Here is a 15,194-nt window from a genome sequence, read left to right as displayed (position 1 = left end):
GGAGTGCGCGTGGCCGGACCGACCAGCACCGCCGAGCGCGGCGCGGACGAGGATCTGGACCCCGGCCCGCCGCCCCGGCGGCGGCTCCCCGGCCCCCGGGCGCTGATCGCCGCCGCGATCGCCCTGGTCCTGATCGGGGGCGCCTCCGTCTGGGTCCTGTACGGCTCCTCGTGGCTGCGGGCGGAGAAGATCACCGTGTCGGGCACCCGGGTGCTGACCGGGACCCAGGTGCGCGAGGCGGCCGCCGTGCCGCTCGGCGATCCGCTCATTTCCGTCGACCTCGACGCGATCGAGTCACGCCTGCTGGAGAAATTGCCCCGAATCGACTCGGTCGAGGTCGTCCGCTCATGGCCCCATGGAATCGGGCTGAAAGTGAACGAACGCACTCCGGTTCTGATTGTCGAAGCGGCCGGAAATTCGGGCAAGTACGTCGAAGTGGATGCGAAAGGGGTGCGTTTCGCCACGGTTTCACGCGCCCCGGAAGACGTTCCCGTACTGGAATTGACGGTGGCCCGGTCCGGTTCGTCCGCCGCCAGTCTGCGCCGATTCGGCGAGGACCGGCTCGTACGGGAGGCCGTGCGGGTCGCCGACGCGATTCCGGCCGCGGTCGCGCGCGAGACGCTGGTGGTCAAGGTCCGCTCCTACGACACCATCTCGCTGGAGTTGAGCGGAGACCGTACGGTCGCGTGGGGGAGCTCGGAGAAGGGGCGCGCGAAGGCCCGTGCGCTCACCGCCCTGCTGAAAGCGGCCCCGGGCGCGGGGCACTTCGACGTGAGTGTTCCCACCGCGCCCGCGTCATCAGGGAGTTGACGCACATCCGCGCAGGCCAGCACCCTGGTTGGGCACCGCTATGGCTGATCACATAGGGTGAAAAGAAAAACGGGAGGTTCGGCGTGTTCGTTGAACGTGCGCCACTTGTCGACTTAGTGTCCTGTTCGGAAGAGTCCAAGGAACAGTCACACTGGTAACCCTAAACTTCAGCGTTAGGGTTCGGGTCGGCGTTCGGACCGTCCCACTTCGGCATCAGTCGTCGGCTCGCGGGTACCCCGCGAAGCGGCGACACGTAACTCGAGGCGAGAGGCCTTCGACGTGGCAGCACCGCAGAACTACCTCGCAGTCATCAAAGTCATCGGTGTCGGCGGCGGTGGTGTCAATGCCATCAACCGGATGATCGAGGTCGGTCTCAAGGGCGTCGAGTTCATCGCCATCAACACCGACGCGCAAGCTCTGTTGATGAGCGACGCCGACGTCAAGCTCGACGTCGGCCGTGAACTCACCCGCGGACTCGGCGCCGGCGCCAACCCGGCCGTCGGCCGGAAGGCCGCCGAGGACCACCGCGAGGAGATCGAGGAGGTCCTCAAGGGGGCCGACATGGTCTTCGTGACGGCCGGCGAGGGCGGCGGCACCGGTACCGGCGGCGCGCCCGTCGTGGCCAACATCGCCCGCTCCCTCGGCGCCCTCACCATCGGCGTGGTCACCCGCCCCTTCACCTTCGAGGGCCGCCGCCGCGCCAACCAGGCCGAGGACGGCATCGCCGAGCTGCGCGAAGAGGTCGACACCCTCATCGTCATCCCGAACGACCGGCTGCTCTCCATCTCGGACCGCCAGGTCTCCGTGCTGGACGCGTTCAAGTCGGCCGACCAGGTCCTGCTCTCCGGTGTCCAGGGCATCACCGACCTGATCACCACCCCCGGTCTGATCAACCTCGACTTCGCCGACGTCAAGTCGGTCATGTCCGAGGCCGGTTCGGCCCTCATGGGCATCGGCTCGGCCCGCGGCGACGACCGCGCGGTGGCCGCCGCCGAGATGGCGATCTCCTCGCCGCTCCTGGAGGCCTCCATCGACGGCGCCCGCGGCGTCCTGCTCTCCATCTCCGGTGGCTCCGACCTCGGCCTGTTCGAGATCAACGAGGCCGCCCAGCTGGTCAGCGAGGCCGCGCACCCCGAGGCCAACATCATCTTCGGCGCGGTCATCGACGACGCCCTCGGTGACGAGGTCCGGGTCACGGTCATCGCGGCCGGCTTCGACGGCGGCCAGCCCCCGGCCAAGCGGGACAACATCCTGGGTTCGGCCGCGGCCAAGCGTGAGGAGCCCGCCCCGGCGCGGGCCGCCGAGAGCCGCCCGTCCTTCGGCTCGCTCGGCAGCGTCAAGCCGAAGGAGGAACCGGCGGCGCCGGCCCCGGAGCCGGTGAACGAGGTTCCGGTCGCCCCGCCGGTCCCGCCGTCCCGGTCCTACTCGGACAGCGCCGCGGAAGAGCTGGACGTGCCGGACTTCCTCAAGTGATAGGACGGCGCGAGAACGTGAGCGGCGCGCACTTCGCCTTCACCGACAGGTGGGGCGGGGTGAGCGCCGCTCCGTATGAGGAGCTCAATCTCGGCGGTGCGGTCGGGGACGACGCCACCGCCGTGACGACCAACCGGGAGCTGGCGGCCAAGTCGCTGGGCCTGGAGCCCGACCGGGTCGTCTGGATGAACCAGGTGCACGGCGCTGACGTGGCCGTGGTCGACGGACCGTGGGGCTCCGTTCCCGACTCCGGCTCCGGATCCGACTCCTGCTCCGTCTCCGGCGGCATCCCGGCCGTCGACGCGATCGTCACCACCCGGCGCGGTCTCGCGCTCGCCGTTCTCACCGCCGACTGCGTGCCCGTCCTGCTGGCCGATCCGGTCGCCGGGGTCGTCGCCGCCGTACACGCGGGTCGGCCCGGCATGATCGCCGGGGTCGTCCCCGCGGCGGTGCGGGCCATGGCCGGACTCGGCGCCGACCCCGCCCGGATCGTCGCCCGCACCGGACCCGCCGTCTGCGGCCGGTGCTACGAAGTGCCCGAGGCGATGCGCGCCGAGGTGGCCACCGTCGAGCCGGCGGCGTACGCCGAGACCAGTTGGGGCACGCCGTCCGTGGATGTGTGCGCCGGAGTGCACGCACAGCTGGAGCGCCTCGGAGTGCGCGACCGGGAGCAGTCGCCGGTGTGCACGCTGGAGTCGAGTGATCACTTCTCGTACCGTCGCGACCGCGCCACAGGGCGACTCGCGGGATATGTCTGGCTGGACTGAGGGACATGACCGACCGTAAGGCACAACTCGCCTCGAACCTGGCGAAGGTGGAGGACCGCATCGCGGCGGCGTGCGTGGCCGCGGGCCGCAAGCGGGACGAGGTGACCCTGATCGTGGTCACCAAGACCTACCCGGCGAGCGATGTGCGGATCCTGTCGGAACTCGGTGTGCGCCACGTCGCCGAGAACAAGGACCAGGACGCGGCCCCGAAGGCGGCCGAATGCTCGGATCTGTCCCTTGTGTGGCACTTCGTGGGCCAGTTGCAGACCAACAAGGTCCGTTCTGTGGTGCGTTACGCGGATCTCGTGCAGTCCGTCGATCGTTCCAGGCTTGTCACGACTCTGTCGAAAGAGGCCGTTCGGGCCGGCCGTGAGGTGGGATGTCTCATCCAGGTCGCGCTCGACGCCGACGACAGCGGCCGCGGGGAGCGAGGAGGTGTCGGTCCGGGCGGAATCGAAGAGCTGGCCGACCTCCTGGCGGAGTCGCCGGGGGTGCGGGTCGATGGTCTGATGACCGTCGCGCCGCTCACCGGGGAGTACGCCGGACGCCAACGGGCCGCGTTCGAGCGGTTGATGGTTTTGTCGACCGACCTGCGCCGAGCCCATCCGGCTGCGAACATGGTCTCCGCAGGGATGAGTGCGGACCTCGAGGATGCCGTGGCGGCCGGAGCGACACATGTGCGCGTCGGCACTGCGGTACTCGGAGTCCGTCCCGGGCTCGGGTAACGTCGCCAAGAAGTCGGACCACAGCAGAAAATATGGTCATTCCGTCGAGAGGCGGGCGCAACGACCTCGTGGATCGCGGGCACTTGGGAAGTCGTCAGTCGATCCACCACAGAGCGGAGGACTCAGAGCATGGCCGGCGCGATGCGCAAGATGGCGGTCTACCTCGGCCTCGTGGAGGACGATGGGTACGACGGCAGGGGATTCGACCCCGATGACGACTTCGAGCCCGAGCTCGACCCGGAGCCCGAGCGGGACCACCGCCGGCACGAGCCGGTGCACCAGTCACACCAGTCACACCAGTCCCAAAGGGATGAATCGGTACGAGTGGTGCAGCCCCCGGTGCAGCGCGAACCGGTGGCGCACGCCACTTCGCTCCCCGCGGAATCGGTGCGACCCGCCCGGATCGCGCCCGTGGCGTCCATCACACAAGAACGTTCGAGTCTGGAGAAGAACGCACCGGTGATCATGCCCAAGGTCGTGTCCGAGCGAGAGCCTTACCGGATCACCACGTTGCACCCGCGGACCTACAACGAGGCCCGTACCATCGGGGAACACTTCCGTGAGGGCACCCCGGTGATCATGAATCTGACTGAGATGGACGACACAGATGCGAAGCGACTTGTCGACTTTGCGGCCGGTTTGGTGTTTGGTCTTCACGGCAGCATCGAGCGGGTGACGCAGAAGGTGTTCCTGTTGTCGCCTGCTAACGTCGATGTCACGGCGGAGGACAAGGCCCGCATCGCAGAGGGCGGGTTCTTCAACCAGAGCTGAGACGTACGACCGGAAACAGCGGTAGAGCAACACGGAATTGGGGAGAGGGAAACACCGGACATGAGCGTGGTCTTGACGATCCTCTACATCGCGCTGACGGTGTTCTTCATCGTGTTGATCTTCCGTTTGGTCATGGACTACGTCTTCCAGTTCGCCCGCTCATGGCAACCCGGCAAGGCGATGGTGGTCGTTCTGGAGGCCACCTACACTGTCACCGATCCACCGCTCAAGCTTCTGCGGCGGTTCATTCCGCCGCTGCGTCTCGGGGGCGTGGCGCTCGACCTGTCCTTCTTCGTGCTGATGATCATCGTTTTCATTCTGCGTGCGGTGGTAGCCAGCGGGATGGGAGCGGTGTGAGAGATGCGGTCTTGCCGAATGCCGACGACTACGTTGAGGTGAAGAGATGCCGTTGACCCCCGAGGACGTGCGGAACAAGCAGTTCACGACCGTCCGCCTCCGAGAAGGCTATGACGAGGACGAGGTCGATGCCTTCCTCGATGAGGTCGAAGCCGAACTGACGCGTCTGCTCCGCGAGAACGAGGACCTGCGCGCCAAACTGGCCGCGGCCACGCGCGCCGCCGCGCAGAACCAGCAGAACATGCGCAAGCCTCCGGAGCCTCAGGACCAGCAGGGCGGCATGCAGCAGGGTGGCATGCAGCAGCAGGGCGGCATGCAGCAGGGTGGCATGCAGCAGGGTGGCATGCAGCAACAGGGCGGTATGCAGCAGCAGGGTATGCGAGGTCCCGGTGGACCCGTGCCCGCCGGCATATCGGGCCCGCCGCAGCAGATGGGGGGCCCCATGGGTGGCCCGCCCCAGCTGCCGAGCGGTGCTCCGCAGCTGCCCGCCGGCCCTGGTGGCCAGGGGCAGCAGGGTCCCGGCCCGATGGGTCAGGGACCGATGGGCCAGGGCCCCATGGGTCAGGGCCAGATGCAGCCGCAGATGGGCCAGGGCCAGATGGGCCAGGGTCCCATGGGCGGCCAGCCTCCCATGCAGCAGCAGATGGGCGGCCCGATGGGCGGCCCCATGGGTGGTCCGATGGGCGGCCCCGGTCAGGGCCCCGGCGGCGACAGCGCCGCGCGCGTGCTCTCGCTGGCCCAGCAGACCGCCGACCAGGCGATCGCCGAGGCCCGTTCCGAGGCCAACAAGATCGTCGGTGAGGCCCGCAGCCGCGCCGAGGGTCTGGAGCGGGACGCCCGTGCCAAGGCCGACGCGCTGGAGCGGGACGCGCAGGAGAAGCACCGCGTCGCGATGGGCTCCCTGGAGTCCGCCCGCGCCACGCTGGAGCGCAAGGTCGAGGACCTGCGCGGCTTCGAGCGCGAGTACCGCACGCGTCTGAAGTCGTACCTGGAGTCGCAGCTGCGTCAGCTGGAGACCCAGGCGGACGACTCGCTGGCCCCGCCGCGCACCCCGGCGACCGCGTCGCTGCCGCCGTCCCCGGCGCCCTCCATGGCTCCGGCCGGCGCGAGCGCCCCGTCGTACGGTGGTAACCCGGGCGGCATGGGTGGAGGCATGGGCGGTGCCCCGTCTCCGGCCGCGCCCTCCTACGGCGGTCAGCAGCAGATGTCTCCGGCCATGACCCAGCCGATGGCTCCGGTCCGGCCGCAGGGCCCCTCTCCGATGGGGCAGGCTCCCTCGCCGATGCGTGGGTTCCTCATCGACGAGGACGACAACTGACGATTACTGGTACGCCGTAGGCGTCGGCAGCGTTCAGGGCGGGGCCCCGGATTTTCGATCCGGGGCCCCGCCCTTTGTCGTGTAGGTGTGGGCGGATGTTCGACGTGTGCAACGCCGAAGGCCCGGGGCGCCGGATTTCTTCGGTGCCCCGGGCCTTCGTGGTTGCCCGGTGGTGGGCGCAGCTACGCGCGGCAGGACTGGGAGCTGACCGCGCCCCGTCAGGGGCGCGGTCAGGTGTCAGACCTTGCGCAGGCGGAACGTCAGTGTCAGGGGCTCGTCCGTGAACGGGGCGCCGTACGTGTCGTCGGCCTCGTCCTGGGCGAAGTCCGTCGCCAGGACCTCGTCCGCGATCAGGGCCGAGTGCTCGGTCAGGGCCGCGGCGACCGCCGGGTCCGTCGCCTCCCAGCGCAGGGCGATGCGGTCGGCCACGTCCAGGCCGCTGTTCTTGCGGGCCTCCTGGATCAGACGGATCGCGTCACGGGCCAGGCCCGCCCGGCGGAGCTCCTCCGTGATCTCCAGGTCCAGCGCCACCGTCGCGCCGGAGTCCGAGGCGACCGACCAGCCCTCGCGCGGGGTCTCGGTGATGATCACCTCGTCCGGGGCGAGGCTGATGGTCTCGCCGTCCACCTCGACCGTCGCCGTGCCCTCGCGCAGGGCCAGCGACAGGGCGGCCGCGTCGGCGTTCGCCACGGCCTTGGCCACGTCCTGGACGCGCTTGCCGAAGCGCTTGCCCAGCGCGCGGAAGTTGGCCTTGGCGGTGGTGTCCACCAGGGAGCCGCCGACCTCGGAGAGGGAGGCCAGCGAGCTGACGTTCAGCTCCTCCGTGATCTGCGCGTGCAGCTCGGGGTTCAGGGCGCCGAAGCCCGTCGCCGCCACCAGGGCGCGGGAGAGGGGCTGGCGGGTCTTGACGCCCGACTCCGCGCGCGTGGCACGGCCCAGCTCGACCAGGCGGCGCACCAGGACCATCTGCCGGGACAGCTCGGGGTCGATCGCGGAGAGGTCCGCCTCCGGCCAGGAGGCCAGGTGCACCGACTCGGGGGCGCTCGGGGAGACCGGCACGATCAGGTCCTGCCAGACCCGCTCGGTGATGAACGGGGTCAGCGGGGCCATCAGCTTCGTGACCGTCTCGACGACCTCGTGCAGGGTGCGCAGCGCGGCCTTGTCGCCCTGCCAGAAGCGGCGGCGCGACCGGCGGACGTACCAGTTGGACAGGTCGTCGACGAACGCCGAGAGGAGCTTCCCGGCGCGCTGGGTGTCGTAGGCCTCCAGGGCCCCGGTCACCTGGTCGGTGAGGGCGTGCAGCTCGGAGAGCAGCCAGCGGTCCAGGACCGGGCGGTCGGCCGGGGCCGGGTCCGCCGCGCTGGGCGCCCAGTTCGACGTACGGGCGTACAGGGCCTGGAAGGCCACCGTGTTCCAGTACGTGAGGAGCGTCTTTCGGACGACCTCCTGGATGGTGCCGTGGCCGACGCGGCGGGCCGCCCAGGGGGAGCCGCCGGCCGCCATGAACCAGCGGACGGCGTCGGCGCCGTGCTGGTCCATGAGCGGGATCGGCTGGAGGATGTTGCCCAGGTGCTTGGACATCTTGCGGCCGTCCTCGGCGAGGATGTGGCCGAGGCAGACGACGTTCTCGTAGGACGACTTGTCGAAGACCAGGGTGCCGACCGCCATCAGCGTGTAGAACCAGCCGCGGGTCTGGTCGATGGCCTCGCTGATGAACTGGGCCGGGTAGCGGGACTCGAAGAGTTCCTTGTTCTTGTACGGGTAGCCCCACTGCGCGAACGGCATCGAGCCCGAGTCGTACCAGGCGTCGATGACCTCCGGGACGCGGGTGGCGGTGGCGGCGCAGCCGCCCTCGGGGCACGCGAAGGTGACCGCGTCGATGAAGGGGCGGTGCGGGTCCAGCTCCGACTGGTCGGTGCCGGAGAGCCGGCTCAGCTCCTCGCGGGACCCCACGCAGGTGAGGTGGCCCTCCTCGCAGCGCCAGATCGGCAGGGGGGTGCCCCAGTAGCGGTTGCGGGACAGCGCCCAGTCGATGTTGTTGTTCAGCCAGTCGCCGAAGCGGCCGTGCTTGACCGTGTCGGGGAACCAGTTGGTCTTCTCGTTCTCCTGGAGGAGGCGGTCCTTGACGGCGGTGGTGCGGATGTACCAGGACGGCTGCGCGTAGTAGAGGAGCGCGGTGTGGCAGCGCCAGCAGTGGGGGTAGCTGTGCTCGTACGGGATGTGTTTGAACAGCAGGCCCCGGGTCTGGAGGTCCTCGGTGAGCCTTTCGTCCGCCTTCTTGAAGAAGACGCCGCCGACCAGCGGGACGTCCTCCTCGAACGTGCCGTCCGGGCGGACCGGGTTGATCACCGGCAGGCCGTACGCCCGGCACACCTTGAGGTCGTCCTCACCGAAGGCGGGGGACTGGTGGACCAGACCCGTGCCGTCCTCGGTGGTCACGTACTCGGCGTTCACCACGAAATGGGCGGGCTCGGGGAACTCCACGAGCTCGAACGGACGTTGATAGGTCCAACGCTCCATCTCGGCGCCGGTGAACGACTGGCCGGTGGTCTCCCAGCCCTCGCCGAGCGCCTTGGCGACGAGCGGCTCGGCGACGACGAGCTTCTCGGTGCCGTCCGTGGCGACCACGTAGGTGACCTCGGGGTGGGCGGCGACCGCGGTGTTGGACACCAGCGTCCACGGCGTGGTCGTCCACACCAGGAGCGCGGCCTCGCCCGCGAGCGGACCGGAGGTGAGCGGGAAACGGACGTACACCGAGGGGTCCACGACCGTCTCGTAGCCCTGCGCCAGCTCGTGGTCCGACAGGCCGGTGCCGCAGCGGGGGCACCAGGGGGCCACGCGGTGGTCCTGGACCAGCAGGCCCTTGTTGAAGATCTCCTTCAGCGACCACCAGACGGACTCGATGTACTCGGGCTCCATGGTCACGTACGCGTCGTCGAGGTCGACCCAGTAGCCCATGCGGGTCGTCAGGTCGGAGAACGCGTCGGTGTGGCGGAGCACGGAGTCACGGCACTTGGCGTTGAACTCGGCGATGCCGTACGCCTCGATGTCCTTCTTGCCGTTGAAGCCCAGCTCCTTCTCGACCGCCAGCTCCACGGGGAGGCCGTGGCAGTCCCAGCCGGCCTTGCGGGCCACGTGGTAGCCGCGCATGGTGCGGAAGCGGGGGAAGACGTCCTTGAAGACGCGCGCCTCGATGTGGTGCGCGCCCGGCATGCCGTTGGCGGTGGGCGGGCCCTCGTAGAACACCCACTCGGGGCGGCCCTCGGACTGCTCCAGGCTCTTGGCGAAGATCTTCTGCTCGCGCCAGAAGTCGAGCACCGCGTGCTCGAGCGCGGGCAGATCGACCTGGGCGGGCACCTGGCGGTACGTCGGCTCTGTCATGAGCGGGCTTCCTCCAACGGACTTGCTGCCTTCCGTCGGAGGGACGAGAGCTTCGATCCTTCGAACGCCGTGTGCGGCGCGCTCCCGCGGTACCACCCTCCTTGGCTCCCCCGCGCGCCGTACGCACCGGTGAACCCCCTCGTTGAGGTCGCGATACCGGGTCTACTCGCCGTGCCCCACGGTGTGCGACAGGGGCTGCGGCTTTCTTCCGGCGGCTCCGGGGTGATCTTCACATCGCGCTCGCCCCCGGGCTTCCACCGTCCCCGGGTCGCTCTGGGCTGCGTACGACGCTACTCGTCCCCATCCACGCTTCTCGCTCCGCCCAGTGTACGGCGCCGTACGGACAGCGGCCGACCGGATTTCCGGCGGCCGCGGGGGCGGTGCGGCGGGGCTTCGGCCCGGTCCGCCGGGCGGGGGCGGGGTGACCTGCGGGGTGACCCGAATGGAGCGGGTCGGGCGTCCGGATCCTGGGACGTGCGGCGCGGCGGAATACCCGGCGGGGAGCTGGGCACAACGCTTGCAGGCTCGTCGCGCGACGTTTGCGGGACGGGTGAAACAGGTGGTCTGCCCCGTTGCCGCGGGACTCGGGTCGATTTATCGTCCCAGCACGATACGCGTGCAAGATCACAATATGTGAAGGGGCGCGGCCATGGTGGCGAAGAAGACCGCCGTACAGCAGTCGGCGTCCGGCGGATCCACGGTGGCCTCCGGCGGGGACGAGGGGCAGAAGGCCGCGGCGGTGAAGGTGGCCGGCAAGAAGCGGGTGGCGAAGAAGGCGGTGGCCACGAAGGCGGTGGCCGGGAAGGCCGCGGCCGGTAGGTCGGACGCCGGGAAGTCGGCCGGCCGGAAAGCCGCCGGTGGCGACTCGGCCGGCGGCGCGTCGGCCGCCGGGAAGGCCGCGGCCAAGAAGGCGACGGCGGCCAAGAAGAGCACCTCTGCGACGAAGAGCACGGTCAAGAAGGCGGACGCGGCCGAGGCCGCCGAGACGACGGGAGCCACGACGGTGGTTGCGAAGAACACTCCTGGTACGGCTACGGCGGCGAAGAAGAAGCCCACCGCCGTCCCCAAGGCACGGCCCGCCGCTGTGGAGCCCGGCGAGCTGGCGGTACGCCCCGGTGAGGACCCCTGGAGCCCCGAGGAGGTGGCCGAGGCCCGGACGGAGCTGCAGTCCGAGGCGATGCGGCTGAGGACCGAGCTGGAGGCCTCCGAGCGGGCCCTGACAGGTCTGATGCGGGACTCCGGGGACGGCGCGGGCGACGACCAGGCCGACACCGGCGCCAAGAACATCACGCGCGAGCACGAGCTGTCCCTCGCGCACAACGCGCGCGAGATGCTCGACCAGACCGAGCGTGCCCTGGACCGGCTCGCCTCCGGCACCTACGGACTCTGCGAGAACTGCGGCAATCCCATCGGAAAGGCGCGAATGCAGGCCTTCCCCCGGGCCACCCTGTGCGTGGAGTGCAAGCAGAAGCAGGAACGGCGCTAGCGATCACCGCCTGAGCCCCTGGTCCGCGGCGGGTGTGTCGTACCTTTGTCCTCAGTCAGGAACCTAGGTTGAGGGACTCACGTGGCAGAGGCGGAGCGCATCATCGGTACGCCGGACATTCCAGACGCGGCGGGGGCCGACCCGGAGCAGTCCGACGGCGTCGACGTCGCGGCCCAGCGGGCCGAGGCCACCGCGCAGCCGCGCGGCAGGCGCCGGATCGCCGTGCTGTTCGGGGTCGCCGCGCTGGCGTACGCGCTCGACCTGGTCAGCAAGATGATCGTGGTCGCGAAGCTGGAGCACCACGAACCGATCGAGATCATCGGGGACTGGCTGAAGTTCGAGGCCATCCGCAACGCGGGCGCGGCCTTCGGCTTCGGCGAGGCCTTCACGATCATCTTCACGATGATCGCGGCGATCGTGATCCTGGTCATCGCCCGCCTGGCCCGCAAGCTCTACAGCCTGCCCTGGGCGATCGCGCTCGGTCTGCTGCTCGGCGGCGCGCTGGGCAACCTCACCGACCGGATCTTCCGGTCGCCGGGTGTCTTCGAGGGCGCGGTCGTCGACTTCATCGCGCCGAAGGGCTTCGCGGTCTTCAACCTCGCGGACTCGGCCATCGTGTGCGGCGGCATCCTGATCGTGCTGCTGTCGTTCCGGGGGCTCGACCCGGACGGGACCGTCCACAAGGACTGAGCCCACCGGGCACCGGGGGCGACGGGGTTTTCCACAGGCGCGGTCGGGCGTGTCGTGGCGGTCCGGCATACTCGTCGGGTGAGCACGATTCCCGAGATCCGTACCCTGCCCGTGCCCGACGGCCTGGAGGGCGAGCGTGTCGACGCCGCCATCTCCCGCATGTTCGGCTTCTCCCGCACCAAGGCGGCCGAGCTCGCCGCCGCGGGGAAGGTCACGGTCGACGGGTCGGTGGTCGGCAAGTCCGAGCGGGTGCACGGCGGGGCCTGGCTGGAGGTCGAGATGCCGCAGGCACCCGCGCCGGTGCAGGTCGTCGCCGAGCCGGTCGAGGGCATGGAGATCGTCCACGACGACGACGACGTGGTCGTGATCGTCAAGCCGGTCGGCGTGGCCGCGCACCCCAGCCCCGGCTGGTCGGGGCCCACCGTCATCGGCGGGCTCGCCGCCGCCGGGTACCGCATCTCGACCTCCGGCGCCGCCGAGCGCCAGGGCATCGTGCACCGGCTCGACGTGGGCACCTCGGGCCTCATGGTGGTCGCCAAGTCGGAGTACGCGTACACGTCCCTGAAGCGCCAGTTCAAGGAGCGCACGGTCGACAAGCGCTACCACGCGCTGGTCCAGGGCCACCCCGACCCCACGAGCGGCACCATCGACGCGCCGATCGGGCGGCACCCGAACCACGACTACAAGTGGGCCGTCACCGCCGAGGGCAAGCCGTCGGTCACGCACTACGACCTGATCGAGGCGTTCCGCGCCGCCTCCCTGCTCGACATCAAGCTGGAGACCGGGCGCACCCACCAGATCCGCGTCCACATGTCCGCCCACCGGCACCCCTGCGTCGGCGACCTGACGTACGGCGCCGACCCGACGCTCGCCAAGCGGCTCGGTATCACCCGCCAGTGGCTGCAGGCCGTACGGCTCGGGTTCGAGCACCCCGGGGACGGCAGCTGGGTCGAGTTCGAGAGCGACTACCCGGCCGATCTGCAGACGGCCCTGGACAAGGTCCGTGAGGAGACGTACGCGTGAGCCCCGCGCCGGTGTCCTACGAGGTGCGCGTCGCCGACGGACCCGCTGACCGCGAGGCCTGCTTCGCGGTGCGGGGGCAGGTCTTCGTCGTCGAGCAGGGCGTGCCGGAGGACCTGGAGTACGACGCGTACGACGCCGGGGCCGTGCATGTGCTCGCCGTGCGGGACGACGGGACACCCCTCGGGGCCGGCCGGCTGCTGTACGGGGAGGCCGCCGCCGGCAAGACCGGTGGGGAGCTGGGTGTGGGGTCCCTGGGGCGGCTCGCCGTCGTGGCGGAGGCCCGGGGGCTGGGCGTCGGGGTCGCGCTGGTGCGGGCCGTCGAGGAGGCGGCGCGGGAGCGCGGGCTGACCGCGGTCGACCTGGGGGCCCAGACACACGCGCTGGGTTTCTACGAGCGGCTGGGGTATGCGGCGTACGGACCGGAGTTCTCGGACGCGGGGATACCTCATCGCGCGATGCGGCGCAGGCTTTAGCCTTCCGCGGTGCGGGTGGGGCACCCTGGGCATCCGGTCTGTCGAGATCGTCTAGCACCAGCGGAGCGCCCCCATGGATCAATTGGCCCTGTTCTTCGTGTTGCTGGTCGGGGCCGTGGTCAGTGTGCCGGTGGGGGAGCGGCTGAAGCTGCCCGCGCCGGTGCTGATGACGCTGCTGGGCATCGCCCTGGCCCTGCCCGGGTTCGTGCCCAATGTGGAGATCCCGCCGGAGCTCATCCTGCCGCTGCTGCTGCCACCGCTGCTGTACGCGGCGGTGCGGCGGACGTCCTGGCGGCAGTTCACCGCCAACCTGCGGCCGATCCTCCTGCTGGCCGTGGCGCTGGTGTTCGTGACCACGGCCGCGGTGGCCGTCGTGGCGAACGCGATCGTGCCCGGGCTGCCCATCGCGGCGGCCGTGGCGCTCGGCGCCCTCGTCGCGCCGCCCGACCCGGTGGCGGCGACCGCCGTGGCCGGCCAACTGGGGCTGCCGCGACGGCTGGTGTCGATACTGGAGGGTGAGGGTCTCTTCAACGACGTCACGGCCATCGTGCTCTACCACGTGGCCATCGCCGCGGCCGTCAGCGGATCGTTCTCCTGGCCGGACGCCGCGCTCCAGCTCGTGCTGTCGGCCGTCGTCGCGCTCGCCGTGGGGATCGGGCTCGGCTGGGCGGCCAACAAGCTGATGGACTTCCTCGAGGACGCGACGCTGCAGATCGGGCTGACCCTGCTCGTGCCGTACGCGTCGTACGTCATGGCCGAGGAGCTCCACGGGTCCGGGGTGCTCGCGGTGCTCACGACCGCGCTGTTCCTCGCGGAGTACGCGCTCGGCGCGGACGACGTCCTGACGCGGCTCGCCGGGCACACCGTCTGGGACGTCGTGGACACGCTGGTCACCGGTGTCGCCTTCGGGCTGATCGGGCTGGAACTGCACAACGCGATCCGTACGGCGTCCGGACGGTGGGGCGAGATGCTCGGCTGGGCGGCGGCCGTCGTGGTCGTCGTCGTGTTCGTACGGCTGCTGTGGCTGCTGCCGGCGACCTGGCTGGCGCGGCGGTTGCACGCCAAGCGCGACTACGACGAGGAGATCCCGATGTCGTGGCGCGAGACCGTGGTGATGTGGTGGTCGGGGATGCGGGGGGTGGCCTCCGTGGCGCTGGCGCTGGCGATTCCGCTGGAGACGGACAGCGGGGCGCCGTTCCCGGACCGGGACGAGATCGTGTTCATCGCGTTCGGGGTGATCATGGCGACGCTGGTGCTGCAGGGGCTGACGCTGCCGCGGCTGGTGCGGTGGCTGGGGGTGCGGGCCGACGAGGGGGTCGAGAAGGAGTTCGAGAAGGCGTTGGCGGTGCGGGCGGCGAAGGCGGCGAAGCGGCGGCTGAAGGAGATCGAGGAGGTGGAGGAGCTGCCGGAGGAGATGTCCGAGCGGCTGCTGCGGCGGGCCTTCGAGATCGGGGTGCGGATCAGTCCGGAGGTGGGGGAGGACGAGCGCCGGGAGGGGCACGAGCAGCGGGTGCGGAGGCTTCGCCGGATGCGGCGGATCCAGGGCGAGATGTTGAGTGCGGCGCGGCACGAGGTGCTGGCCGCGCGGAGTGAGCCGGGGGCGGATCCTGAGGTCGTGGACCGGGTGCTGCGGCATTTGGATGTGCGCAGCCTGCGGTGAGTTGCGGGGCGCCTTGCCCACCCGCGCCCGCCCGTGACTCCTCGCTGGAGAGGTAGGGGTCTCTTGTGGGGGGTTGGGCGTCGTTGGCGGCTGCGGGTTGGGTAGTCGCCCGCCCGCGCGCCGCCCGTGGCTCCCTGGTGGAGGGGTGCGGGTTTCTTGTGGGGGTTGGTGACTATTGGCGGCTGCGGCTGCGGGTTCGGTGGGGGCGTTGTGTGACGTGTTTGTGACTAGGGGATGGGGGGCGCCGAGGCGTGGGTTGC

The 15,194-nt window shown here is 70.3% G+C and carries 13 protein-coding genes; 12 read left to right on the top strand and 1 reads right to left on the bottom strand.

The window, feature by feature from the left end; translation table 11 throughout:
* Nucleotides 1-9 precede the first annotated feature (9 nt).
* The 7 genes from HW837_RS16985 to HW837_RS16955 all read left to right on the top strand — a co-directional run bounded on the left by HW837_RS16985 (nt 10) and on the right by HW837_RS16955 (nt 6,221).
* Complete coding sequence (locus HW837_RS16985) at nt 10-810, top strand: cell division protein FtsQ/DivIB (RefSeq protein WP_045555795.1); 801 nt, start codon at nt 10-12, stop codon at nt 808-810.
* 279 nt (nt 811-1,089) lie between these two features.
* Entirely contained in the window at nt 1,090-2,283 is a 1,194-nt protein-coding gene (gene ftsZ, locus HW837_RS16980; RefSeq protein WP_045555310.1) for a cell division protein FtsZ, read from the top strand.
* Nucleotides 2,280-3,050: a peptidoglycan editing factor PgeF gene (gene pgeF / locus HW837_RS16975; protein ID WP_093788267.1), complete on the top strand. Its 771-nt coding sequence runs from the start codon at nt 2,280-2,282 to the stop codon at nt 3,048-3,050. Before ftsZ ends, pgeF begins: the two co-directional genes overlap by 4 nt.
* 5 nt (nt 3,051-3,055) lie before the next feature.
* Entirely contained in the window at nt 3,056-3,775 is a 720-nt protein-coding gene (locus HW837_RS16970) for a YggS family pyridoxal phosphate-dependent enzyme (RefSeq protein ID WP_045555308.1), read from the top strand.
* A 129-nt stretch (nt 3,776-3,904) separates the two neighbouring features.
* Complete coding sequence (locus tag HW837_RS16965) at nt 3,905-4,546, top strand: cell division protein SepF (protein WP_045555307.1); 642 nt, start codon at nt 3,905-3,907, stop codon at nt 4,544-4,546.
* A gap of 60 nt (nt 4,547-4,606) precedes the next feature.
* Nucleotides 4,607-4,903 carry a YggT family protein gene (locus tag HW837_RS16960; RefSeq protein WP_033528111.1) on the top strand — a complete coding sequence of 99 codons (297 nt, stop codon included), beginning with the start codon at nt 4,607-4,609 and terminating at the stop codon, nt 4,901-4,903.
* 46 nt (nt 4,904-4,949) lie between these two features.
* Nucleotides 4,950-6,221 (top strand): DivIVA domain-containing protein, encoded by a 1,272-nt coding sequence (locus tag HW837_RS16955; protein WP_060885028.1) that lies wholly within the window; start codon nt 4,950-4,952, stop codon nt 6,219-6,221.
* A 237-nt stretch (nt 6,222-6,458) separates the two neighbouring features.
* Here the strand turns inward: HW837_RS16955 and ileS are convergent, their stop codons facing one another.
* On the bottom strand, nt 6,459-9,602 hold the full coding sequence (ileS, locus tag HW837_RS16950) for an isoleucine--tRNA ligase (protein WP_193380783.1): 3,144 nt from the start codon (nt 9,600-9,602) through the stop codon (nt 6,459-6,461).
* 649 nt (nt 9,603-10,251) lie between these two features.
* Between ileS and HW837_RS16945 the strand changes: the two genes are divergently transcribed.
* The 5 genes from HW837_RS16945 (at nt 10,252) to HW837_RS16925 (ending at nt 14,934) form a co-directional block, all read left to right on the top strand.
* Nucleotides 10,252-11,088 (top strand): TraR/DksA family transcriptional regulator, encoded by an 837-nt coding sequence (locus HW837_RS16945; RefSeq protein ID WP_193380784.1) that lies wholly within the window; start codon nt 10,252-10,254, stop codon nt 11,086-11,088.
* An 81-nt stretch (nt 11,089-11,169) separates the two neighbouring features.
* Nucleotides 11,170-11,778: a signal peptidase II gene (lspA, locus tag HW837_RS16940; RefSeq protein ID WP_045555303.1), complete on the top strand. Its 609-nt coding sequence runs from the start codon at nt 11,170-11,172 to the stop codon at nt 11,776-11,778.
* A 78-nt stretch (nt 11,779-11,856) separates the two neighbouring features.
* Entirely contained in the window at nt 11,857-12,801 is a 945-nt protein-coding gene (locus HW837_RS16935) for an RluA family pseudouridine synthase (protein WP_045555302.1), read from the top strand.
* Nucleotides 12,798-13,274, top strand: a complete 477-nt coding sequence (locus tag HW837_RS16930) for a GNAT family N-acetyltransferase (RefSeq protein WP_045555301.1) — start codon at nt 12,798-12,800, stop codon at nt 13,272-13,274. The genes HW837_RS16935 and HW837_RS16930 overlap by 4 nt, the downstream gene beginning before the upstream one ends.
* A gap of 73 nt (nt 13,275-13,347) precedes the next feature.
* Nucleotides 13,348-14,934 (top strand): Na+/H+ antiporter, encoded by a 1,587-nt coding sequence (locus HW837_RS16925; RefSeq protein WP_093788273.1) that lies wholly within the window; start codon nt 13,348-13,350, stop codon nt 14,932-14,934.
* Nucleotides 14,935-15,194: the final 260 nt, after the last annotated feature.

The sequence above is a fragment of the Streptomyces caniscabiei genome, from assembly GCF_014930365.1.
Lineage (GTDB): Bacteria > Actinomycetota > Actinomycetes > Streptomycetales > Streptomycetaceae > Streptomyces > Streptomyces caniscabiei.
Note: the sequence above shows the minus strand (reverse complement) of the source record. Positions and strands in the feature narration are given on the sequence as shown.